Origin of the sequence: Paracoccus sigandri, from assembly GCF_003709565.1 — a bacterium.
GTDB classification, from domain to species: Bacteria; Pseudomonadota; Alphaproteobacteria; order Rhodobacterales; family Rhodobacteraceae; genus Paracoccus; species Paracoccus siganidrum.
Genome location: NZ_QNRC01000013.1, coordinates 100671 through 122996 on the forward strand (window position 1 = coordinate 100671; position 22326 = coordinate 122996).

Here is a 22326-nt window from a genome sequence, read left to right on the forward strand (position 1 = left end):
GCTAGCCGCATGGCAGATCTGCCTGCCAACCCGGTCATCGAACCGGGTTGCGCGTTTTTATCCCTGGCGGATCGCGCCGGGCGTCCGTCGCGTTACCGCGTGAACTTCTTGTATTTCACCCGCTTCGGCTCGATGCTGTCGGGGCCCAGGCGGCGGACCTTGTCGGCCTCGTAGGCCTCGAAGTTGCCTTCGAACCATTCGACATGCGCGTCGCCCTCGAAGGCCAGGATATGCGTGCAGAGCCGGTCGAGGAAGAAGCGGTCGTGGCTGATGATCACCGCGCAGCCGGCGAAATCCTCCAGCGCGGCTTCCAGCGCCTGCAGGGTTTCCACGTCCAGGTCGTTGGTCGGTTCGTCCAGCAGCAGCACGTTGCCGCCGGATTTCAGCAGTTTCGCCATGTGGACGCGGTTGCGCTCGCCGCCCGACAGCTGGCCGACCTTCTTCTGCTGGTCGCCGCCCTTGAAGTTGAAGGCGGACGCATAGGCGCGGCTGTTCATCTGCGCGTCGCCCAGCACGATCTGCTCGGCCCCGCCGCTGATTTCCTCCCAGACGGTCTTGTTCGCGTCCAGCGCGTCGCGCGACTGGTCGACATAGGACAGATGCACGGTCTCGCCCAGGGCGATGCTGCCCGCGTCGGGCTGTTCCTGGCCGGTCAGCATCCGGAACAGCGTCGACTTGCCGGCGCCGTTCGGGCCGATCACGCCGACGATGCCGCCGGGGGGCAGGGCGAAATCCAGGTTCTCGATCAGAAGCTTGTCGCCCATGGCCTTCTTCAGCCCCTCGACCTCGATCACCCGGTTGCCCAGGCGCTCGCCATTGGGGATGATGATCTGCGCGCGCGACAGCTTCTCGCGCTCGGACTGGCCGGCAAGCTCGTTATAGGCGTTGATCCGGGCCTTCTGCTTGGCCTGGCGGGCCTTGGCGCCGGCGCGGATCCATTCCAGCTCGCGCTCCAGCGTCTTCTGCTTGGCCTTGTCCTCGCGGGCCTCCTGCTCCAGCCGCTTGGCCTTCTGTTCCAGCCAGGCGGAATAGTTGCCCTCGTAGGGGATGCCCCGGCCGCGATCCAGTTCGAGGATCCAGCCGGTGATGTCGTCCAGGAAATAGCGGTCATGGGTGACGATCAGGATCGTGCCCTTGTATTCGATCAGGTGCTTTTGCAGCCAGGCGATGGTTTCCGCATCGAGGTGGTTGGTCGGTTCGTCCAGCAGCAGCATATCGGGCGCTTCCAGCAGCAGCTTGCACAGCGCGACCCGGCGGCGTTCGCCGCCCGACAGGCTTTCGACATCCGCATCGTCGGGCGGGCAGCGCAGGGCCTCCATCGCCACGTCGATCTGGCTGTCCAGGTCCCACAGGTTCTCGGCGTCGATCTGGTCCTGCAGCGCGGCCATCTCCTCGGCGGTCTCGTCCGAGTAGTTCATCGCCAGCTCGTTATAGCGGTCCAGCTTGGCCTGCTTGGCCTTCACGCCCTCCATCACGTTGCCGCGCACGTTCAGCTGCGGGTCCAGCTGCGGTTCCTGCGGCAGATAGCCGACGGTCGCGCCCTTGGCGGCCCAGGCCTCGCCGGTGAAATCCTTGTCGAGGCCGGCCATCACGCGCAGCAGCGTCGACTTGCCGGCGCCGTTGACGCCGACCACGCCGATCTTCACGCCGGGCAGGAAGTTCAGCCGGATGTTCTCGAACACCTTCTTGCCGCCGGGATAGGTCTTGGACACGCCGTCCATGTGGTAGACGAACTGATAGGACGCCATCGGAAATCTCCTGCAGGTTTTGCGGCTATGTAGGCGAAAGCGGGCCGGCTGAAAAGGTCAGCGGATCTCGGCGGCGAATTCCTCGCCCAGATGGGCGGCCAGGAAATCGATCTGCGGCTGCATCCGCGCGGCCAGCGCCCGGATGGCCTCGGGCGGCGGGCGCAGCCCCTCGGGCGAGGCGAAGACCTTCTGGTGCAGGTTCAGATAGGGGAAGGGGCCGATCCCCAGGTAATCCTCGACCGCCTCCATCACCGCCTCGGGGTCGCGGGCGATGCGGCCGAAGGGCAGCACCAGCATGTCGGGATAGCGCGCCTGCCAGCGCGGCAGATAGGCGGCGTAATCGCCCCGGTCGTCCAGCACCGGGTTCTCGATCTCGGCCAGCCAGTCGGCCAGCGTCGCGGGCTGGCGCTTCTCGCGCCGCAGGTTCATGCGCAGCTGCGACACCGCGCGGTCGACCGGATGGCGGATCAGGTAGATGATCTTCGCCTTCGGCAGGAAATTCGCGACGTAATCCACCCCCTCCTCGGGCAGGGTCGAATATTCGGGGGTGAAGTCCATCGGCTGCGCGATTTCCGGCGCGGGGGCGAAGATGCGCTTGTACCAGTGGTTGTGGAACATCTTGCCCGAGGTCACGGCCTCCAGATAGGCGTCCAGTTCGGGCGGCATGGGGATGTCGCGGCGCTTGTGGCGCTCGCGGATCTCCTGCGGCTTGTTGCGGTAGTGCCAGCCGATCCAACGGCGATGCTCGGGGATGAACAGGTGGTTGAAATACTGGACCTCCTTGAAGGGCGGGATCCAGATCTGCGGGTGCTGGCCCAGCATCTGCGCCAGCCACGAGGTCCCGGCCTTCTGCGCGCCGATGCCCAGGATCGCGGGCTTGCGCGGCTTGCCCTGAACGTCGAAAGCGGTCATCGGCGGTCCCCGTTCGTGAATGCGGCACCCCTCGCGGCCCGCCTGACCCGCCAGATGCCACAAAGCCGCCGCCAGCAGAACCCCCGGCCGGCAAAACTCTGGATCCCCACCGCCCTGCATCCGGGCAATCGACATGGGCGCGCAGGGCGGCTAGGATCGCCCCCGCAACGGAGGTTCCGACATGTCCAACATCCTCGGCTCGACCGCCCCCGCGCCCCGGCATTCGCCGGTGCCGCGCAAGACGGTGCTCAGCGTCTCGGACGCGATGCGCCGCAACCGGATCATGCCGCCGCAGCAATGCGTGGACAACCGCGCCAAGCTGGACAACCTGCGCCGCCTGATCGCCGCGGCCGATCGCGAATACCGCGAAACCATCGCCGAGCTGGACCGGCTGAACAACGAGGGCCGCGTCTGGCTGGTCATCGACCTGATCCACAAGACCGCGCTGGCCAGCCTGGACCTGGGCGCCAGCATCATGTCGATCACCGGCCATCGCGGCGCCGATGCGATCCGGGGCCTTGCCGACGGCACCCAGACCTTCAGCGATGTCTGGACCGGCGCGGCCGGCGTCGCCAGCGGCGAGACCTCGGCCAGCGAATTCACCCGCACCCTTGCCGGGCGCGCCCTTGCCCATACGCCCGCGCGCGGCGGGGGCGCCGCCCATATGAAGGGCATGGCCGAGATGGGGCTGTCGGGCTGGGGCAACCTGGAAAACATCGCCGATGCGCAGGGCACGCCCTCGGCCGGGGCACGCACGGCGGAAGGCGCGGTGGACCTGCTGGGCGGGCTGGTCCAGCGCAGCGCCGAGGCGGTCGATACCGGCACCACGGGCGGCAGCGCAACGGCGAAGAAGGTCAGCGCCGTGGCCCAGATCGCCCGCGCCATGGCCAGCTATAACCGAGAGCTGGAGGGCGCCTTCAACCGGCGGCTGGAGATCTCGGGCGGGCTGATGGCGACCAAGGCCACCTTCCGTTCGCAGATGGAGCGGACCATGAGCCGCTATCGCCGCGACGCCGCCGAGCTGGAGCGCCTGCTGGCAAGCTGCGAATAGCGGTCAGAGCCGGCCCCACAGGTCGTATTCCCCGGCCTCGTCCACCGTCACGGTGACGATGTCGCCGGGGGCAAGCTGCTGGAACCCCTCGTCGATGAACAGGTTGCCGTCGATTTCCGGCGCGTCGGCCCTGGTCCGGCAGGTGGCGCCCTCGTCATCGACCGAATCCACGATCACCTCGATGCGGTGGCCGACCTTCGCCGCCAGCTTCGCCTGCGAGATCGCCTGCGCCTTCTGCATGAAGCGCTCGAACCGGTCCTGCTTGACCTCGGGCGCGACATGATCGGGCAGGTCGTTGGCGCGCGCGCCCTTGACGTTTTCGTATTGGAACGCGCCGACGCGATCCAGCTGCGCCTCGTCCAGCCAGTCCAGCAGGGTCTGGAACTCGGCCTCGGTCTCGCCCGGATAGCCGACGATGAAGGTGGATCGCAGGGTGATCTCGGGGCAGATCGCCCGCCACGCCGCGATCTCGTCCAGGGTCTTCGCGGCGACGGCGGGCCGGGCCATGCGTTTCAGCACATCCGGGTGCGCGTGCTGGAAGGGGATGTCCAGATAGGGCAGCACCAGACCGTCGGCCATCAGCGGGATCAGGTCGCGCACATGCGGATAGGGATAGACGTAATGCAGCCGCACCCAGGCCCCCAATGATCCCAGGTCGCGGGCCAGGTCGGTGATATGGGCGCGATGCCCGCGCTCCTCGGCGAACTTGCGGTCCACCCCATAGGCCGAGGTATCCTGCGAGATCACCAGCAATTCCCTGACCCCGGCGGCGACCAGCTTCTCGGCCTCGCGCATCACCGCATGGGCGGGGCGGCTGACCAGACGCCCGCGCATGTCGGGGATGATGCAGAACTTGCACTTGTGGTTGCAGCCTTCCGAGATCTTCAGATAGCTGTAATGGCGCGGCGTCAGGCTGACGCCCGAGGCGGGCAGCAGGTCGATGAAGGGATCGGGCGCGGGCGGCACCGCCAGATGCACGGCGTCCAGCACCGATTCATATTGATGCGGGCCGGTGACGGCCAGCACCTTCGGATGCGCGCCGGTGATGTATTCCGGTTCCGCCCCCAGGCAGCCGGTCACGATCACCCGGCCGTTTTCCTGCAGCGCCTCGCCGATCGCCTCCAGCGATTCCGCCTTGGCGCTGTCCAGGAAGCCGCAGGTATTGACGATCACCGCATCGGCGCCGGCATAGTCGGGGCTGATCGCATAGCCCTCGGCCCGCAGCCGGGTCAGGATGCGTTCGCTGTCCACCAGCGCCTTGGGGCAACCCAAGCTGACCATGCCGATGGTCGGCTGGCCGTCGCGGCGGTCGCCCGGATGGTCGGCGGGGATGCGGGCGCGCGCGAGGTCCGGGCGCAGGTCTGGCGGATTGGCTTGCATCCGCGCCACATAAGTGATTCGCCCGCCCCGGAAAAGAGACAGCACAGCCTGCGCCCGCGTTTTTGTCGCGGCCCGTGGCCGGATCGCCGTAACGTGATTTTCCCAGCCCTGCCGCTTCGGATGATATGCCGCCATGAAAAACGCGCTTCGCCTGATCGCCCCGCTTGTCGCCCTCATCATCGCCCTGGCCCCCGACAGCGGCGAGGCGCAGAATCGCGGCCGTTTCATCGACGTGACCAACAATCGCGGGGGCAACGTGATCCAGATGGTCCGCTATCGCGAACAGCTGGCGCGCTCGGGCAAGACGGTGCGGATCCGCGGCTATTGCCGTTCCGCCTGCACGATCCTGATCACCCTGCCCAATGCCTGCCTCGGCCCCGGCGCGCGCGTGGGTTTCCACGCCCCGCGCCTGCCCGGCACGCAGATTATCCCGCCCTATGTGGACCAGATCATGGGGCAGTATTACCGCAACGGCATCCGCGACCGCTGGTTTTCAGGCTGGAACCGCTCTCACCAGATGAACGTGATCTCGGCGCAGGAATATGTGCGGCTGGACCCGCAGACGAAGATCTGCGACAGCTTGCGGCGGCGGTAGGATTTTCGCGATGAGCGGGATGACGGCGCGCTGAACGATGGCGGTCATGCGGGACCGAGCGGCGGCAGCGCGGCTCTGGAGGTTCAGGTGTTCGAGCCGAAATCATCCATCAGAATGAAAGTGCCCGCCTGCCGCTGATATGCATTGATCTGTGGCACAAGACGCCGAAAATGCTCGGTTGCACAATGTTCATCGAGAGCAGGGCGGTCTGGCCATGTCTCGATGAAGATGAAATGGCCAGCATCCTTCTGGTCGACAAACAGCTCGTAGCTGATGCATAGCGGCTCCTGCCGCGTCAGCCTGACAAGTTCCTCATAGAGCGGACGAACAATGCTGACAGCATCGGGGCGAATAAAGTCCTGTGCTATGACCTTGAGCATATCCTATCCCGTATTGCCGCCATGTTGGTGAAACAACTCGGACAACGATGATCGGCCACGATCAGATAGGGATCACATGGCCGGCCTGGATTCAACCCGTCACGGGCGCGGCCGCGGCAGGGGGGCGAGCCTCGCCGCCCCTCACTCCCTCAACCGCCAGCCCGTCGCGAAGATCCAGCGGATGATGCCGAAGCAGACGCCGATCATCAGCATCACCGCGAACAGCGACACGCCGACCGGCACGTCGGCCAGGCCGAAGAACGACCAGCGAAACCCCGAGATCAGGTAGAGTACCGGGTTCAGCTTGGCCACGCCTTCCCAGAAGGGCGGCAGCATCGAGGCCGAATAGAAGGCGCCGCCCAGGAAGACCAGCGGCGTGATCACCATCATCGGCACGATCTGCAGCTGCTCGAAGCTTTTCGCCCACAGCCCGATGATGAAGCCCAGCAGGCTGAAGGCCAGCGCGGTCAGGAACAGGAAGCCCAGCATCCAGAAGGGATGCGCGATCTGGACTCCCACGAAGCCGAAGCTGGTCAGCAGGATCACCAGCGCGATCAGGATCGCCTTGGCCGCCGCCGCGCCGACGAAGCCCGCCGTCACCTCGATCCAGCCCACGGGTGAGACCAGGTATTCGTAGATCGTGCCGCTGAACTTGGGGAAATAGATCCCGAAGCTGGCATTGCTGACTGATTGCTGCAGCACCGTCAGCATCATCAGCCCCGGCACGATGAAGGCGCCGTAGGGCACGCCGTCGACCGACTGGATGCGCCCGCCGATGGCCGCGCCGAAGACCACGAAATACAGCACCGTCGAGACGACCGGCGACAGCAGCGACTGCATGATGGTGCGGAAGAAGCGCATCATCTCGTGGTGGAAGATCGCCCAGACTCCGGGCCAGTTGATCGCGCTCATGCCGTCACCTCCTGACGCGTCTCGGAAACCAGCGTCATGAAAATCTCTTCCAGGTTGGACTGCCGGGTCGAGACGTCCCGCACCGTCACCCCCTCGGCCGCCAGGTCGCCCAGCAGTCGGGCGATGCCGGTGCGCTCGGCCCGCGTGTCATAGTCATAGGCCAGCGCGCGGCCATCCGCGGCCAGGCGCAGCCCGCGCCCGTCCAGCCGGTCGGGAATGCGGGTCAGCGGGGCGTCCAGCTCGATGGTCAGGGTCTTGCGGCCGAATTCGCCCATCAGCTCGGCCGTGGGCTTGACCAGCACCAGCCGGCCCCTGTCGATGACGCCGACGCGGTCGGCCATTTCCTCGGCCTCCTCCAGGTAATGCGTGGTCAGGATGATGGTCACGCCGTCGCGGCGCAGTTGTTCCACCACCTGCCACATCTCGCGGCGCAGGGCGACATCGACGCCCGCCGTCGGCTCGTCCAGGAACAGCACCTTGGGCTTGTGCGACAGCGCCTTGGCGATCAGCACCCGCCGCTTCATGCCGCCCGACAGCTCCTTCGTGGCGGCGTCGCGCTTGCCCCACAGGGCCAGGCTGCGCAGCACCTGCTCGATCCAGGCATCGTCGCGCCCCTCGCCGTAAAGGCCGCGGGTGAATCGGACGCTGTTCATCACGGTTTCAAACGGTTCCAGCGCGATCTCCTGCGGCACCAGCCCGATCAGCCGGCGCGCCGCGCGCCAGTCGGTGGCGATGTCGTGGCCGCCGACGCGGACCGACCCGCCGGTGGGCACCACCAGCCCGCAGATGATCGAGATCAGCGTCGTCTTGCCGGCCCCGTTCGGGCCAAGCAGCGCGATGATCTCGCCCTCCTCGATCGACAGGCTGACATCGCTCAGCGCCTTCGTGCCGCTGCCATATTGCTTCGAGAGATTCTCGATCTCGATGATTCCGGCCATGAGAGGCTCCTTTTTCGGGAAACGCCCGGCCCTATTCGGGGCTGGCGGGTCGGATGACGGCGGGCGGCGACTGGCGCCTGAGGGTCAGAAACAGCAATGCAGCCAGCGCCACATAGGCGACCGCACCCACATGGAACATGCCCGGATAGCCCAGATAGGTAACCATGGGCTGCGTTGCCAGAGGCGACAGGAACTGACCCAGAAAGATTGCCGAGGTGATCGCCCCGGCCACCGCGCCGCGCCGATGCGCGGGCGTCACGTTCAACGCGGTGGTGATGAAGGCCGGCATGGTCAGCCCCAGCCCCGCCCCGTTCAGCCCGGCGGCAAGCATCTGAAGCGTCAGCGTGCCGGCCTCGGCGATGCCCCAGAACCCCGCCGCCAGCAGCAGGAAGCCGGCGACCGGCGTGCCGATCCGCCCCAGCCACAGCCGGATCCAGCCGGACGCGACCGACAGCAGCGCCGCCGCCAGCATGGTCGCCCCCAGCGCCAGCCCCGCCTGATGCGGCCGGTCCAGCCCGATCGCGGCCAGCAGATAGGGCAGCTGCGTCGGCACCGCGTAATACATCACGAAGGTCATCCCCGCCGCGCCCGCCATCAGCGCCACGACCAGCAGCCAGCCGGGCTCTCCCTCGCCCGCCACCGGCTGCGCGCCGCCGCCGTCGGAGCCGCGCGCGGGCTCGGCCAGGTGCCGCCGGACCGGCCACAGCAGCAGCAGCCCCACGCCATAGATCGCGAAGGGCAGCCGGGCGTCATATCCCGCCATCACCCCCGCCAGGGTCACGCAGACCAGCCCGCCCAGGTTCACCGCCGCCATCTGATAGCCCAGCAGGCGGCCGCGCACCGGGGCCGCGAAATAATCCCCGATCAGCGCCGATTGCGCCGTCATGATGCAGGCGACGCCCAGGCCCAGCAGCAGCCGGCTGGCCAGGATCGCCTCCAGCGAGGTCAGATACAACCCCGCCGTGCCCGCGATCCCGAACAGCGCCAGCCCGAAATACAAGGGCGGCATCCGCCCGAAACGGTCCGCGACCCCGCCCGCCACCGGCGCCGTCAGGGCGACCAGAAGCGAGGGCGCGGTGATCAGCAGCCGCGTCAGCAGCGCCGCGTCGGGATTGTCGGCGAAGATCTGCTGCAGGCCCGGAAGCGAGGGCGTGATCGTCGCGTTCGACATGATCGTCAGCATCGCCGCCAGCATCAGCACCCAGACCCGCCGGTCCAGAAGAATCGGGTCCATCATGGCCGCCATCCCCCGCCGGGATGCCGCGCCTTCGCGCCGATCGGGTATTTCCGCCATGTCACGCTCCTTGCCATCCTGTTGCAGGAATGCGACCCTAGGGCCTCAACCATGGTTGAGGACAAGCTGAAAATGTCCAAGGAATCCAAATCGACTTCTCCTTCGACGCCCTATATGTCGGTCGGCGCCCTGTCCCGCCGCAGCGGGATTGCGATCTCTGCCATCCATTACTACGAACGCGAGGGGCTGCTACGCGCCACCCGGAACTCTGCCAATCACCGCCGTTACAGCCGCGCCAGCCTGCGCATCCTGGCCATCATCAAGGCCGGCCAGCGCGCCGGCCTGCCGCTGGCCGAGATCCGCGACGCCCTCGGGCCGGCGCTCTCGGGCGAACCGCTCGGCCGCGAGGAATGGCGCCGGATCTCGGAAGGCTGGCGCGACGACCTCGACCAGCGGATCGAGACCCTGAAGCGCGTCCGCGACCGCCTCGGCCTGTGCATCCGCTGCGGCTGTCTGTCCCACGAACTGTGCCGGATGTTCAACCCCGAGGATGCCGCCGCCGCCGAAGGCCCCGGCGCGCCGGGCCTCGAAAAGGACGACTACCGGCCGGCCTGACCCGATACAGCGCCCCAGCCCGGCCCCTCGCACTCCTGAAAAATACCTTCCGGGGGTCCGGGGGTGGAAAACCCCCGGCGCCGCCCTCTCAGCCCCGCGCCGCCAGCAGCGATTCGTCCAGGATATCCAGGGCCTCCTCGAAGACCGCGTCGGGAATGGTCAGCGGCGCAAGGAAGCGGACCACGTTGCCATGGACGCCGCAGGTCAGCAGGATCAGCCCGCGCGCCAGCGCCTCTTCCCGGACCCGGCCCGCGAATTCCGGCGCCGGGCTGTCGGTGCCGGGCAGGTTGAACTCGACCGCGTTCATGAAGCCGGGGCCGCGGATGTCGACGATCTCGGGCACCTGGTCGCGCAGCGCCGCCAGGCGCTGCTTCAGCCGCTGGCCCAGGCGGACGGCGCGGTCGCACAGCGCCTCTTCCTCGATCACGTCCAGCACCGCATGGGCGGCCGCCACCCCCAGCGGATTGCCCGCATAGGTGCCGCCCAAGCCCCCCGGATTGGGGCTGTCCATGATCTCGGCCCGGCCGGTCACGGCGCTGATCGGCAGCCCCCCGCCCAGCCCCTTGGCCATGGTCACCAGGTCGGCGGCGACGCCGTGATGCTCCATCGCGAACAGCTTGCCAGTGCGCGCGAAGCCGGTCTGCACCTCGTCGGCGATCAGCAGCATCCCGTGCTTGTCGCACAGCCCGCGCAGCATCTCCATGAAGCCCGCCGGCACCTCGTAGAAACCGCCCTCGCCCTGCACCGGCTCGACGATGATCGCCGCCACGCGCGAGGGTTCCAGGTCGGCCTTGAACAGCCGCTCCAGCGCCTTCAGCGCCTCCTCGACGCTGACGCCGTGCAACGGGTTGGGGAAGGGCAGGTGCCAGATGTCGGGCATCATCGGCCCGAACCCGGCCTTGTAGGGCTGGACCTTGCCGGTCAGCGCCATGCCCATGAAGGTCCGGCCGTGAAAGCCGCCGGCAAAGCTGACGATGCCGGGCCGGCCGGTGGCGTGGCGGGCGATCTTGATCGCGTTCTCGACCGCCTCGGCGCCGGTGGTGGCGAAGATGGTCTTCTTGGCGAAATCGCCGGGCACCAGCGCGTTCAGCCGCTCGGCCAGCGCGACATAGCTTTCATAGGGCACGACCTGGTGGCAGGTATGGGTGAAGCGGTCCAGCTGGTCGCGCACGGCCTGCATGACCTTCGGATGGCGGTGGCCGGTATTCACCACCGCGATCCCGGCGGCAAAGTCGATATAGCGATTGCCGTCCCTGTCCCAGATCTCGGCATTCTCGGCCCGGTCGGCATAGATCTGCGTGGTCATGCCGACGCCGCGCGAGATGGCGGCATCCTTGCGTTCGGTCAGACTGGTCATGGCGTCTCTCCTGTCCTCATGCGGGGCCCGCAGGCCCATCTGTAGCGCGGCCGATCGCCGTCGAACAGGGGGCTGCTTGCGGGCGGGCCGGGCTTCGGCCATGATCGGCCCGCAACCCGAAAGGATCACCGATGCGTCACGCCCTGCTGGCAAGCGCCGCCCTTTTCGCCCTCTCGGCCTGCCTGCCGGGCAGCACCGAGACCGCCGCCGATCCGCTGCCCCCCGGCAGCAGCTTCGCCGTGCTGGCCATCGACGGCCAGCCCGCCCCCGAAGGCACCAGCTTCCAGCTGTCGGAAGACGATGCCGTCGCCGGCCAGGCGCCCTGCAACCGCTTCATGGCGCAGCTGACCCGCTCGGGCGCGGGGATCTCGATCAGCCCCGGCGCCTCGACCCGGATGGCCTGCCTCGACGAGGCCCGCTCGGCCGCCGAGACGCGCTTCCTGGCCACCCTGCCCGAGATCACCGCCGCCAGCGCCGGCCCCGAGGCCGGGCAGGTCGCCCTGACCGACGCGACGGGCGCGACGCGGCTGCTGCTGGGCCCGCCGCCCGCCCAGTGAGGCAGCGATGTTCCCGATCCGCGATCACAACCCGTCCCACCGGACGCCCTATGTCACCTATGGGCTGATCGCGGCCAATATCGTCATGTTCCTGCTGACCCTGCCCTTCCTTCAGGGCGGGGACTGGCTGTGGACGCAGATGGCGCTCTATCCGCTGGCGGTGGTGCATGGCGACGCGCTGTCGGGGATGGTGACGCATATGTTCCTCCATGCCGGCTTCCTGCATATCGCCGGCAACATGCTGTTCCTGTGGATCTTCGGCGATAACCTGGAAGACCAGATGGGCCATGCGGGCTTCCTGGTCTTCTACCTGGCCTGCGGGCTGGCGGCGGCGGCGGCGCAGATCGCGGCGGAACCGCTGTCGCCGGTCCCGATGGTCGGCGCCTCGGGCGCGATCGCCGGGGTGATGGGCGGCTATCTGCTGATGTTCCCGCGCGCCCGCGTCGACGTCCTGCTGATCTTCATCATCTTCTTCCGGATCTTCCCGGTGCCCGCCTGGCTGATGCTGGGCCTGTGGTTCGGCGTCCAGCTGCTGGGCGGCTTCAGCATGGCGGCGGGCGAAGGCGGCGTCGCCTATTGGGCCCATGCCGGCGGCTTCCTGGCCGGGCTGGTCCTCGTGCTGCCGCTATTCCTGCGCCGCGGCGGCCCCGCCTTCTGGCGCCGCACCCACGGCCTGCCGCCGCATCCCGAGGCCAGGTATTCCGCCAGCCGCATCCCCCGCGTCGGCCGCTAGGGGCGCGTGCCCATGCGCCCGGCGCTCATGTGCCGCTTGCGCCCGAAACCGGGGCGGCGCTCGACCGCGAAACCCGCCGCCTGCAATGCGCGGCGGACATGGCCGGCGGCGGTATAGGTCGCGAAGGACCCGCCCGGCGCCGTGTGCCGCCCGACCTCGGCCATGATCGCATCCGACCACATCTCCGGGTTCTTGGCGGGCGAGAACCCGTCCAGGAACCAGGCATCCGCCCGGCCCGGCCAGCGCGGCAGGGTCGCGGCCACATCGCCCAGCACCAGCTCCAGCTCGACCGGCCCGACGCGGATCGCCCGCCGCCCCCAGCCCGCGCGCAGTTCCGCCGCCAGTTCCGCCAGCTCGGGAAAGGCGGCATGGGCGCGCTGCAGCTGCGCAAGATCCATCGGGTAGGCCTCGAAACTGGTCATCCGCACCGGGACAGAGGCCAGCCGGGCCAGCGCCAGGCAGTTCAGCCCGGTCCCGAAGCCCAGTTCCGCGACGTGGAAACCGGGCCGCAGCCGCGCCGGCAGGTCGTTGCCCGCCAGGAACACATGCCGCGTCTCCGCCAGCCCCCCGGCCAGGCTGAAATAGGGATCGTCGAAACGGGTCGAGACCGGCACCCCGCCCTCGCGCCATTCAAGCCCCGGCTGGCCTGCGCCGCCCTGATCGGTTAACTCGCTCATCAGGGCAGCTAGGGGAAAGGGCCGCGCCTTGGCAAGCATCACCATCGTCGGCGCCGGGATATTCGGCCTGTCCTGCGCCTGGGAACTGGCCCGGCGCGGCGCCCGGGTGCGGGTGATCGAGGCCCGCCGGATCGGCGCGGGATCCTCGGGCGGGACGGTCGGCGCGCTGGCCCCGCATGTGCCCGACAACTGGAACGACAAGAAGGCCTTCCAGCTGGACAGCCTGCTGATGGCCGAGAGCTTCTGGGCCGGGGTGCAGACGGCATCGGACCTGCCCACCGGCTATGCCCGCACCGGCAGGCTGCAACCCGTCCCCGACATGGCGACCGCGGAAAGGCTCGCCCCCCGCATCGCCGCCGCCGAAGGCCGGTGGCCCGCCGCCATGCCGATGCGGCTGACCGACGCGCCCGAAGGCCCGCTGGTCCCCGCCAGCCCCACCGGGCTCTGGCTGCGGGACGGGCTGACGGCACGGCTGAACCCGCGCGCCGCGCTGGCCGCCCTGGCCGAGGCCATCCGCAGCAAGGGCGGCCGAATCGTCGAGGGCCAGGCCGCCGCCCCCGACGACCTCGCCGCCCCCGCGCTCTGGACCACCGGGGCCGAGGGGCTGGCCATGCTCTCGCGCGAGCTGGGCCGGCCCATCGGACAGGGCGTCAAGGGCCAGTCCGCGCTCCTGGGCTTCAGCGCGCCCGACGCCCCGCAGGTCTTTGCCGAGGGGCTGCATATCGTGCCCCATGCCGACGGCACCACGGCCATCGGCTCGACCTCGGAAAACCGCTTCGCCGATGACCGCCCCGACGAACAGGCGAAGGCGCTGATCGCCCGCGCCCGCGCGGCCTGCCCGGCGCTCAAGGACGCCCCGGTCCTCGAGACCTGGGCCGGCATCCGCCCCCGCGCGGCCTCCCGCGCGCCGCTGCTGGGCGCCTGGCCCGGCCGTCCCGGCCATTACGTCGCCAATGGCGGCTTCAAGATCGGGTTCGGCATGGCCCCTGGAATCGCCGCGCTGATGGCCGAGCTGATCCTGACCGGCCGGGACCGGATCCCCGACGCCTTCCGCCTCGCCTGATCGCTTCTTCGTTGTCCAAATACCCGCTGGACCGCCCGCCGCTCAGACCGGCAGGGGCGAGACCCCGATCACCAGCGGATGCAGATGCAGCAGCGCCGCCCAGATCAGCACCGCCAGAACCAGCCGCGGCAGCGTCACCCGAAAGCCCGCAGGCAACCCCGACCGCAGCAGCCCCAGCAGCGCGAAGACCAGCATGCCGCCGAAGAAGCCCGCATGGGCCAGATCACCATTGGCGACCAGATGCGCCCCGGCCCAGATCGCGAAAGCCAGCACCAGCCCCGACAGCCCGGCCGCCATCACCCCCGACAGAATCGCCAGCGGCATCGCCAGGTTGACCAGCCAGCGGCTCCAGCCGCCCGCCTCCCACAGCGCCACATAAGGCGCCCGCCCGGCGGCCAGGATCAGCCAGTAAAGCAGGCCAAGCGACAGCAGGCTGAAGCCCGCCAGATAGGCCCGCCGGCCCAGATGCGCGACCAGCCGGGCGCGGATGCGCGGCATGGCCGGGATCACATGCGCGCCCAGAAAGGCGGCCCATGCCGCCAGATATTCGCCCCATCCGTCCATGCCCCAGCGATAGCGGCTTGCAGCCACGGGCGCCAGCGGGTGAAGGTGCGACAAAGGAGACAGCCATGACCCGCATAGCCACCGTTTTCGACGCCATCGACGCTGCCAATGCCCAGGACCCGCATCTGGAAGACGGCCAGCCCGCCGCGCTGCTCTATGGCCAGCGCATGACCGAGGAACAGCTGAAGCTTCATCCCGACGCCTCCGAGCCGCTGCAGATCGCCTGCCGCGGCCAGCATGTCGAACGCTGGATGCTGCCGCGCGACAGCTATCCGATGGACCGGGCGGGCTATCTGCAATGGCGCCAGGAACAGGGCCGCCGCCATGCCGAGCGGGTGGCGGGCATCATGAGCGAGGCGGGCTATGACCCGGACCAGATCGACCGCGCCCGGCGGATGCTGACCAAGCAGGGCATCAAGCGCGACCCCGAGGTCCAGGCGCTGGAGGATGTCGCCTGCTTCACCTTCATCCGCTGGTATCTGGGCGATTTCGCGGCCGAGCAGCCCGACGACAAGATGGAGCGGATCGTGGACAGGACCGCCCGCAAGATGTCGGCCACGGCCCGCGCCCGCGCCTTGCAGGAATTCGCCATGCCCGAGGTCTTCGCGCAGTATTTCCGGGACAGTTGATGCGCCCGCCGTTCCGCAACGCCGTCATCGTCTCGCATGGACAGCCCGGCGATCCCGGCCCGCAGCAGCAGGCCATCGAGGATCTGGCGCGGGCCGTCGCGCGGCACGATCCCGCCCTTCCCGTCATGGGCGCGACGCTGGCCATGCCGGGCGCGCTGGCCTCGGTCGCAGGTGACGACAGCCTGATCTATCCGATGTTCATGGCCGAGGGCTGGTTCACCCGCAGCGAGCTGCCCCGCCGCCTGGCCCAGGCCGGCGCGCCCGGCGCCCGCATCCTGCGCCCCTTCGGCACCGATCCGGCCCTGCCCGGCCTGATTACCGCCAAGGCCCATGCCGCCGCCGCCGCCCAGGGCTGGGGCGCGGCGGACACCACGCTGTTGCTGACCGCCCACGGCTCGGGACGCTCGCAGGCCAGCTTCGCCATCACCACCGCGCTGGCCGACCGGATCGCGCCGCATTTCGCCCGCATCGTCACCGGCTTCGTCGAACAGGAACCCTTCATTGCCGAGGCCGCGCGGGGCCTGACCCGCGCCGTCAGCCTGCCCCTCTTCGCGCTGCGGGCCGAACATGTGCTGGACGACCTTCCGGCGGCGCTGGACCGGGCGGGCTTTGCCGGCCCGCGCCTCGATCCGATCGGGCTGGCCCCCGAGGTGCCAGGCCTGATCGCCGCCGCCATCCGGGGATACATTTTAAACTTGAAATAACATCCGCCCCGTGCCAGCCTCCGCGGGGACAGGAGGTAGCACGGCATGAAGATTCTCTGCCTCGGCGGCGGCCCCGCGGGCCTCTATTTCGCGATCTCGATGAAGCTGCGCGACCCCTCGCACCGGGTGACGGTGCTGGAGCGCAACCGCGCCAACGACACCTTCGGCTGGGGCGTGGTGCTGTCGGACGACGCGCTGTCGCGGATGCAGAGGAACGACCCGACCTCGACCGAGGCGATCCGGCGGAACTTCATCTATTGGGACGACATCGCGGTGATCCGCGACGGGCAGCGCGACGTGTCGGGCGGCCACGGCTTCGCCGGGATCGGCCGCAAGAAGCTGCTGAGCCTGCTGCAGGACCGCGCCCGCGACCTGGGCGTCGAGATGCGGTTCGAGACCGAATTCGGCGGCGCCGAGGAAATGCGCGGGGATTACGACCTGGTGGTCGCCGCCGACGGGCTGAACAGCCGCATACGCGGCGAATATGCGGAAACCTTCCGCCCCGACATCGACCTGCGGCTGTGCAAGTTCATCTGGCTGGGCACGCATCAGAAATTCGACGACGCCTTCACCTTCATCTTCGAGAAGACCGACCATGGCTGGCTGTGGGCGCATGTCTATCAGTTCGACGCCGACACCGCGACCTTCATCGTCGAATGCAGCCAGCAGACATGGGACAGCTTCGGCTTCCAGGCGATGAGCAAGGACGAGATCGTCGAGACCTGCCGCAAGGTCTTCGCCGCGCATCTGGGCGGGCACGCGCTGATGTCGAACGCCGCCCATCTGCGCGGCTCGGCGGTGTGGATGAACTTCCCCCGCGTGATCTGCGATCGCTGGTATCACGAGAATGTCGTGCTGATGGGCGATGCGGCGGCGACCGGGCATTTCTCGATCGGCTCGGGCACGCGGCTGGCCCTGGACAGCGCCATCGCGCTGGCCGACTACCTGCATTCGGAACCCACGCTGGAACGCGCCTTCCAGCGTTACCAGGACGAACGCCGGCTGGAGGTGCTGCGCCTGCAATCGGCCGCGCGCAACAGCCTGGAATGGTTCGAGGAGGCGGAGCGCTATTTCCACCTGCACCCGATCCAGTTCACCTATTCGCTGCTGACCCGCAGCCAGCGCATCAGCCACGAGAACCTGCGCCTGCGCGACCCCGACTGGCTGCGCCGGGCCGAGGACTGGTTCCAGGAACAGGCCGGCGGCCAGCCCGGCCGGGCGCCGATGTTCGCGCCCTACCGGCTGCGCGACATGGTGCTGAAGAACCGCGTCGTCGTCTCGCCCATGGCGCAATACAAGGCGGTGGACGGGCGGCCGACCAACTGGCACCTGGTCCATTACGGCGAACGCGCCAAGGGCGGCGCGGGGCTGGTCTATACCGAGATGACCTGCGTCTCGCCCGAGGGCCGGATCACGCCGGGCTGTCCGGGGCTCTACGCGCCCGAGCACGAGGCCGCCTGGCGCGAGATCGTGGATTTCGTCCACCAGGAAACCGATGCCAGGATCTGCTGCCAGATCGGCCATTCCGGGCGCAAGGGCAGCACGCGGATCGGATGGGAGGGGATGGACCAGCCGCTGGAAAGGGACAACTGGCCGCTGATCTCGGCCTCGGCCATCCCCTGGTCGCCGAAGAATGCCGTGCCGCAGGAAATGACGCGGGCGCAGATGGATCAGGTGACGGCGCAATTCGTCGCCGCGACCGAAATGGCCGCGCGGGCCGGCTTCGACATGGTCGAGCTGCACGCCGCCCATGGCTATCTGGTCAGCAGCTTCATCTCGCCGCTGTCGAACCGGCGCAGCGACGATTACGGCGGATCGCTGGAAAACCGCCTGCGCTGGCCGCTGGAGCTTTTGCGGGCGATGCGCGCCGCCTGGCCTGCGACGAAGCCCATGTCGGTGCGCATCTCGGCGAATGACTGGACCCAGGATCACGGCGTCACCCCGCAAGAGGCGGTGCTGATCGCCCGCGCCTTCCACGCGGCGGGCGCCGACATCATCGACGTTTCCGCCGGCCAGACCAGCCCCGAGGCGAAGCCCGTCTATGGCCGGATGTTCCAGACGCCCTTTTCCGACCGCATCCGTAACGAGGCCGGGATCGCCACCATGGCGGTCGGCAATATCTACGAGGCCGACCATGTGAACTCGATCCTGATGGCCGGGCGGGCGGATCTGGTCTGCCTGGCGCGCCCGCATCTGGCCGATCCCTACTGGACGCTGCACGCGGCGGTGGCCCTGGGCGACCGGGTGGCTGCATGGCCCCTGCCCTACCTGGCCGGGCGCGACCAGGCCTGGCGGCTGGCCGAACGCCAGGCCGAGGAGATCCGCGCATGAGCCGCGTGCTGATCACCGGCGGCGGCAGCGGCACCGGGGCCGACATGGCCCGCGCCTTCGCCGCCCAGGGCCACGAGATCGTCATCGCCGGCCGCAGCATGGAGCGGCTGGCGCGCGTGGCCGGCGGCCGGATCCGCGCCGTTGAGGGCGATGTCGGCGATCCCGATCAGCTGCGGCGCATCTTCGAGGCGGCCGGCCCCTGCCAGGTGGTCATCGCCAATGCCGGCCTGGCCGAATCCGCGCCCTTCGCCAAGGTCACGGCGGATCACTGGCAGCGGATGATCGCCACCAACCTGACCGGCACCTTCCTGACCTTCCAGCAGGGACTGGCGCAGATGCAGGCGGGCGGGCGGCTGATCGCCATCGCCTCGATCGCGGGGCTGCGCGGGGCGGCCTATGCCGCGCCCTATGCGGCCAGCAAGCACGGGGTCGTGGGGCTGGTGCGCTCGCTGGCGCTGGAGCTGGCGCGGCGGGAGATCACCGTCAACGCCATCTGCCCCGGCTTCCTGGACACCGACATGACCCGGCGCAGCACCGCCAATATCGCCGCAAGGACTGGGCGCAGCGAGGATCAGGCGCGGGCGGCGCTGGTGGCCAGGAACCCCCAGGGGCGGCTGGTCGCGCCTGCCGAGGTGACGGCGGCGGCGCTGTGGCTGGCGTCAGAGGCGGCGGCTTGCGTCAACGGGCAGGCGATCGGGCTGGACGGGGGCGAAAGCGCATGAGCGATCTGTCCAAGCGCCGGCTGAAGACCTGGATCCGCCTGCTGGGCGTGACGCGGGCGGCGGAAAACCGGCTGCGCGACTACCTGCGCCGCGAACATGGCACGACGCTGCCCCGCTTCGACGTGATGGCCGCCCTGTGGCGGCGGCGCGAGGGGGTGACCATGTCGGAACTGTCGCGGATGCTGCTGGTCTCGAACGGCAATGCGACCGCCGTGGTCGACCGGCTGGAGACCGACGGCATGGTCCGGCGCGAGGCCGAGGATGACGACCGCCGCCGCATCCGCGTGCGGCTGACGCCCGGCGGGCTGGCCGCCTTCGAGACCATGGCCGTGGGCCACGAGGCCGAGGTGGACGCGATCTTCGCCGAACTGACCGAGACCGACCTGGACAGGCTGCGCGAGATCCTGGCCCGCGCCGGGAAGAACGAAGCCGGGAGGAGCGAATGAGAAAGACCCAGATGGCCGGGCTGACGCCCGCGCATTTCCTGTGGCAGGTCAGCGACCGGATCGCGGTGATCCGCCTGAACCGGCCCGAGCGCAAGAACCCGCTGACCTTCGACAGCTATGCCGAGCTGCGCGACACCTTCCGCGCCCTGGCCCATGCCGAGGACGTGGATGTCGTCGTGCTGGCCAGCAATGGCGGCAACTTCTGTTCCGGCGGCGACGTGCACGAGATCATCGGCCCGCTGGTCGGCATGGAGATGCCCGAGCTGCTGGCCTTCACGCGGATGACCGGCGACCTGGTCCGGGCGATGATTCATTGCAACAAGCCGGTGATCGCGGCGGTCGAGGGGATCTGCGTCGGCGCCGGCGCGATCATGGCCATGGCCGCGGACCTGCGGCTGGCGGCGCCCTCGGCCAGGGCCGCCTTCCTGTTCACGCGGGTCGGGCTGGCCGGCTGCGACATGGGCGCCTGCGCCATGCTGCCCCGGATCGTCGGCCAGGGCCGGGCGGCGGAGCTGCTCTATACCGGCCGCGTGCTTGCCGCCGAGGAAGGGGAGCGCTGGGGCTTCTGGAACAGCCTGCACGAGGATGTCGAGGCAGCCGCGATGGCGCTGGCGCGGCAGGTCGCGGCGGGGCCGGTCTGGGCACATGGGATCACCAAGACGCAGCTGATGCAGGAATGGAACATGGGGCTGGACCAGGCCATCGAGGCCGAGGCGCAGGCGCAGGCGATCTGCATGAAGACCCGCGATTTCGAGCGCGCCTATCGCGCCTTCGTCGCCAGGGAGAGGCCGGTTTTCGAAGGCAACTGACGCGCCGGGGGCTGTCTGCCCCCGGACCCCCGAGGATATTTGGGCCAAGATGAAGATGGATCGAAGCTTTCTGGACTGGCCGTTTTTCGAGGAACGGCATCGCGAACTGGCCGAGGGGCTGGAGGAGTGGGCCTGCGCAAACCTGCCGGTGGCTCATGGCGATGTGGACGCGGCCTGCCGGGGGCTGGTGCGCGCCTTGGGGGATGGCGGCTGGCTGCGCCATTCCGGGGGCGAGGCGCTGGACATCCGCAGCCTCTGCCTGATCCGCGAGACCTTGGCGCGCCATGACGGGCTGGCCGATTTCGCCTTCGCCATGCAGGGGCTGGGCATGGGGGCGGTCAGCCTGTTCGGCAGCCCCGCGCAGCGGGAATGGCTGGAGCGGACGCGGGCCGGGCGGGCGATTTCGGCCTTTGCGCTGACCGAACCGGGATCGGGCTCGGACGTGGCGCGGATCGCCATGACCGCGCAGCGCGATGGCGGCGGCTGGGTGCTGGCGGGCGAGAAGACCTATATCTCGAATGGCGGCATCGCCGATCTCTACGTGATCTTCGCCCGCACCGGCGAGGCGCCGGGCGCGAAGGGGCTGTCGGCCTTCCTGCTGCCGGCCGATACGCCGGGGCTGGAGGTCGTGGAGCGGATCGAGGTCATGGCGCCGCATCCGCTGGCGCATCTGCGGCTGCGGGATGTGCGCCTGCCCGGCGCGGCGCTGATCGGCGAAGCGGGGGCGGGGTTTCGTGTCGCCATGACGGTCCTGGATCACTTCCGCCCCACCGTCGGCGCGGCCGCCCTGGGTTTCGCGCGCCGCGCGCTGGACGAAGCGCTGGGGCGGGTCACGGAACGGCAGCTGTTCGGCGCGCCGATGGCCGGGCTGCAGATGGTCCAGGGCCACCTGGCCGAGATGGCGCTGAAGGTCGATGCGGCCGCGCTGCTGGTCTATCGCGCCGCCTGGGCCAAGGACCGGGGCGCCGCCCGCATCACCCGCGAGGCGGCCATGGCCAAGCTCTATGCCACCGAGGCCGCGCAGCAGGTGATCGACCAGGCGGTGCAGCTGTTCGGCGGCGACGGCGTGCGGGTGGGGGTGGCGGTCGAAAGCCTCTATCGCGAGATCCGGGCGCTGCGCATCTACGAGGGCGCCAGCGACGTGCAGAAGCTGGTCATCGCCCGCAGCGTCCTGGAGGACCGCGCATGAGCTATTCCCGCGTCATTCCCATCGAGTTCTGCCATTGCGACCCGGCGGGCATCGTCTTCTATCCGCGCTATGCCGAGATGGTGAACCATATGGTGGAAAACTTTTTCATCGACGAGGTGGGCTATTCCTTCGCGCGGATGATGGCCGAGGGCTTCGGGATGCCCACCGCCCGGCTGGAGGTGGATTTCCGCAAGCCCTCGCGCCTGGGCGACCGGCTGGAATGGCTGCTGTCGGTCGAGCATGTCGGCCGCAGCAGCGCCAGGTTCCTGGTCCGTGCCGAGGACCGGGTCGAGGCGCGCAGCACCGTCGTCTGGATGGATCGCGGATTTACGCCTGCGCCATGGCCCGGCCATATCCGCCCGGCACTGGAGGCGCATCATGCATGAGCTGCTTCACCCCCGGAACTGGAAGCCCGCCCAGGGCTATGCCAATGGCGTCTCAGCGCGGGGACGGATGATCTTTACCGGCGGGCTGGTCGGCTGGGATGCCGATCAGCAGTTCCAGACCGACGATTTCGCCGGCCAGGTGCGGCAGGTGCTGGAAAACATCGTCGCCGTGCTGGCCGAGGGCGGCGCGGGGCCGCAGCACCTGGTGCGCCTGACCTGGTATGTCACCGACAAGCACGAATACCTGGGCGCCCTGCGCGAGATCGGCGCCGCCTATCGCGAGGTGATCGGGCGGCACTACCCGGCCATGGCGCTGGTCCAGGTCGCGGGCCTGGTCGAGGACCGCGCCAAGGTGGAAATCGAGGCGACCGCGGTCGTCCCGGACTGAAAAGAA

Annotated in this window: 25 protein-coding genes; 15 read left to right on the plus strand and 10 right to left on the minus strand. The window is 69.0% G+C overall.

Annotated elements, in window-relative coordinates:
• Nucleotides 1-92: 92 nt before the first annotated feature.
• Nucleotides 93-1748, minus strand: coding sequence for an energy-dependent translational throttle protein EttA (gene ettA / locus C9E82_RS13515; protein ID WP_119898293.1), 1656 nt, complete (start codon nucleotides 1746-1748; stop codon nucleotides 93-95).
• Nucleotides 1749-1805: 57 nt separating this feature from the next.
• Nucleotides 1806-2660, minus strand: a complete 855-nt coding sequence (locus tag C9E82_RS13520; protein ID WP_119898292.1) for a sulfotransferase family protein — start codon at nucleotides 2658-2660, stop codon at nucleotides 1806-1808.
• 181 nt (nucleotides 2661-2841) lie between these two features.
• Here C9E82_RS13520 and C9E82_RS13525 point away from each other — a divergent pair, with 181 nt between their 5' ends.
• Entirely contained in the window at nucleotides 2842-3711 is an 870-nt protein-coding gene (locus C9E82_RS13525; RefSeq protein ID WP_119898291.1) for a hypothetical protein, read from the plus strand.
• 3 nt (nucleotides 3712-3714) lie between these two features.
• On the opposite strand, the gene rimO is transcribed toward C9E82_RS13525, so the two are convergent.
• On the minus strand, nucleotides 3715-5091 hold the full coding sequence (gene rimO, locus C9E82_RS13530) for a 30S ribosomal protein S12 methylthiotransferase RimO (protein ID WP_119898290.1): 1377 nt from the start codon (nucleotides 5089-5091) through the stop codon (nucleotides 3715-3717).
• A gap of 133 nt (nucleotides 5092-5224) precedes the next feature.
• On the opposite strand from rimO, the gene C9E82_RS13535 reads away from it, so the two are divergent.
• Nucleotides 5225-5686 (plus strand): hypothetical protein, encoded by a 462-nt coding sequence (locus C9E82_RS13535; protein WP_119898289.1) that lies wholly within the window; start codon nucleotides 5225-5227, stop codon nucleotides 5684-5686.
• An 83-nt stretch (nucleotides 5687-5769) separates the two neighbouring features.
• Here the strand turns inward: C9E82_RS13535 and C9E82_RS13540 are convergent, their stop codons facing one another.
• From C9E82_RS13540 to C9E82_RS13555, 4 genes are all read right to left on the minus strand, one after another.
• Nucleotides 5770-6066, minus strand: coding sequence for a putative quinol monooxygenase (locus tag C9E82_RS13540; protein ID WP_119898288.1), 297 nt, complete (start codon nucleotides 6064-6066; stop codon nucleotides 5770-5772).
• A gap of 141 nt (nucleotides 6067-6207) precedes the next feature.
• The gene (locus C9E82_RS13545; RefSeq protein WP_119898287.1) at nucleotides 6208-6978 is read right to left on the minus strand and encodes an ABC transporter permease; all 771 of its coding nucleotides are present in this window, start codon (nucleotides 6976-6978) and stop codon (nucleotides 6208-6210) included.
• Complete coding sequence (locus tag C9E82_RS13550; protein WP_119898286.1) at nucleotides 6975-7916, minus strand: ABC transporter ATP-binding protein; 942 nt, start codon at nucleotides 7914-7916, stop codon at nucleotides 6975-6977. The genes C9E82_RS13545 and C9E82_RS13550 overlap by 4 nt, the downstream gene beginning before the upstream one ends.
• Nucleotides 7917-7947: 31 nt before the next feature.
• Complete coding sequence (locus C9E82_RS13555; protein ID WP_221035987.1) at nucleotides 7948-9150, minus strand: MFS transporter; 1203 nt, start codon at nucleotides 9148-9150, stop codon at nucleotides 7948-7950.
• A gap of 111 nt (nucleotides 9151-9261) precedes the next feature.
• Between C9E82_RS13555 and soxR the strand changes: the two genes are divergently transcribed.
• Nucleotides 9262-9765 carry a redox-sensitive transcriptional activator SoxR gene (gene soxR, locus C9E82_RS13560; protein ID WP_244936027.1) on the plus strand — a complete coding sequence of 168 codons (504 nt, stop codon included), beginning with the start codon at nucleotides 9262-9264 and terminating at the stop codon, nucleotides 9763-9765.
• A gap of 88 nt (nucleotides 9766-9853) precedes the next feature.
• Here soxR and C9E82_RS13565 read toward each other — a convergent pair whose 3' ends face one another.
• Nucleotides 9854-11122 (minus strand): 4-aminobutyrate--2-oxoglutarate transaminase, encoded by a 1269-nt coding sequence (locus C9E82_RS13565; protein WP_119898285.1) that lies wholly within the window; start codon nucleotides 11120-11122, stop codon nucleotides 9854-9856.
• Nucleotides 11123-11253: 131 nt separating this feature from the next.
• Here C9E82_RS13565 and C9E82_RS13570 point away from each other — a divergent pair, with 131 nt between their 5' ends.
• Together C9E82_RS13570 and C9E82_RS13575 are read left to right on the plus strand one after the other, a co-directional pair.
• Nucleotides 11254-11679: an META domain-containing protein gene (locus tag C9E82_RS13570; protein ID WP_119898284.1), complete on the plus strand. Its 426-nt coding sequence runs from the start codon at nucleotides 11254-11256 to the stop codon at nucleotides 11677-11679.
• 7 nt (nucleotides 11680-11686) lie between these two features.
• A complete protein-coding gene (locus C9E82_RS13575) occupies nucleotides 11687-12412 on the plus strand; it encodes a rhomboid family intramembrane serine protease (RefSeq protein ID WP_119898283.1) in 726 nt (241 codons plus the stop codon).
• Here the strand turns inward: C9E82_RS13575 and mnmC2 are convergent.
• A complete protein-coding gene (gene mnmC2, locus C9E82_RS13580) occupies nucleotides 12409-13089 on the minus strand; it encodes a tRNA (5-methylaminomethyl-2-thiouridine)(34)-methyltransferase MnmC2 (protein ID WP_119898282.1) in 681 nt (226 codons plus the stop codon). The genes C9E82_RS13575 and mnmC2 overlap by 4 nt on opposite strands.
• Before the next feature lie 28 nt (nucleotides 13090-13117).
• On the opposite strand from mnmC2, the gene C9E82_RS13585 reads away from it, so the two are divergent.
• Nucleotides 13118-14152: an NAD(P)/FAD-dependent oxidoreductase gene (locus C9E82_RS13585; RefSeq protein ID WP_119898281.1), complete on the plus strand. Its 1035-nt coding sequence runs from the start codon at nucleotides 13118-13120 to the stop codon at nucleotides 14150-14152.
• Nucleotides 14153-14194: 42 nt separating this feature from the next.
• On the opposite strand, the gene C9E82_RS13590 is transcribed toward C9E82_RS13585, so the two are convergent.
• Nucleotides 14195-14743 (minus strand): NnrU family protein, encoded by a 549-nt coding sequence (locus C9E82_RS13590; RefSeq protein ID WP_244936028.1) that lies wholly within the window; start codon nucleotides 14741-14743, stop codon nucleotides 14195-14197.
• Between the two features lie 38 nt (nucleotides 14744-14781).
• Between C9E82_RS13590 and C9E82_RS13595 the strand changes: the two genes are divergently transcribed.
• From C9E82_RS13595 to C9E82_RS13635, 9 genes are read left to right on the plus strand one after another with little or no spacing between them, the layout of a single operon-like run.
• Nucleotides 14782-15345 (plus strand): DUF4202 domain-containing protein, encoded by a 564-nt coding sequence (locus C9E82_RS13595; protein ID WP_119898279.1) that lies wholly within the window; start codon nucleotides 14782-14784, stop codon nucleotides 15343-15345.
• Nucleotides 15345-16049 carry a CbiX/SirB N-terminal domain-containing protein gene (locus C9E82_RS13600; protein WP_119898278.1) on the plus strand — a complete coding sequence of 235 codons (705 nt, stop codon included), beginning with the start codon at nucleotides 15345-15347 and terminating at the stop codon, nucleotides 16047-16049. Before C9E82_RS13595 ends, C9E82_RS13600 begins: the two co-directional genes overlap by 1 nt.
• A gap of 45 nt (nucleotides 16050-16094) precedes the next feature.
• Nucleotides 16095-18380 carry a bifunctional salicylyl-CoA 5-hydroxylase/oxidoreductase gene (locus tag C9E82_RS13605; RefSeq protein WP_119898277.1) on the plus strand — a complete coding sequence of 762 codons (2286 nt, stop codon included), beginning with the start codon at nucleotides 16095-16097 and terminating at the stop codon, nucleotides 18378-18380.
• Entirely contained in the window at nucleotides 18377-19102 is a 726-nt protein-coding gene (locus C9E82_RS13610; RefSeq protein WP_119898276.1) for an SDR family NAD(P)-dependent oxidoreductase, read from the plus strand. Before C9E82_RS13605 ends, C9E82_RS13610 begins: the two co-directional genes overlap by 4 nt.
• Nucleotides 19099-19548, plus strand: a complete 450-nt coding sequence (locus tag C9E82_RS13615) for a MarR family winged helix-turn-helix transcriptional regulator (RefSeq protein WP_119898275.1) — start codon at nucleotides 19099-19101, stop codon at nucleotides 19546-19548. The genes C9E82_RS13610 and C9E82_RS13615 overlap by 4 nt, the downstream gene beginning before the upstream one ends.
• On the plus strand, nucleotides 19545-20357 hold the full coding sequence (locus C9E82_RS13620; RefSeq protein WP_119898274.1) for an enoyl-CoA hydratase family protein: 813 nt from the start codon (nucleotides 19545-19547) through the stop codon (nucleotides 20355-20357). The genes C9E82_RS13615 and C9E82_RS13620 overlap by 4 nt, the downstream gene beginning before the upstream one ends.
• Before the next feature lie 55 nt (nucleotides 20358-20412).
• Nucleotides 20413-21546 carry an acyl-CoA dehydrogenase family protein gene (locus C9E82_RS13625; RefSeq protein WP_119898304.1) on the plus strand — a complete coding sequence of 378 codons (1134 nt, stop codon included), beginning with the start codon at nucleotides 20413-20415 and terminating at the stop codon, nucleotides 21544-21546.
• On the plus strand, nucleotides 21543-21932 hold the full coding sequence (locus C9E82_RS13630) for an acyl-CoA thioesterase (protein ID WP_119898273.1): 390 nt from the start codon (nucleotides 21543-21545) through the stop codon (nucleotides 21930-21932). Before C9E82_RS13625 ends, C9E82_RS13630 begins: the two co-directional genes overlap by 4 nt.
• The gene (locus C9E82_RS13635; RefSeq protein WP_119898272.1) at nucleotides 21925-22320 is read left to right on the plus strand and encodes a RidA family protein; all 396 of its coding nucleotides are present in this window, start codon (nucleotides 21925-21927) and stop codon (nucleotides 22318-22320) included. The genes C9E82_RS13630 and C9E82_RS13635 overlap by 8 nt, the downstream gene beginning before the upstream one ends.
• Nucleotides 22321-22326 lie beyond the last annotated feature (6 nt).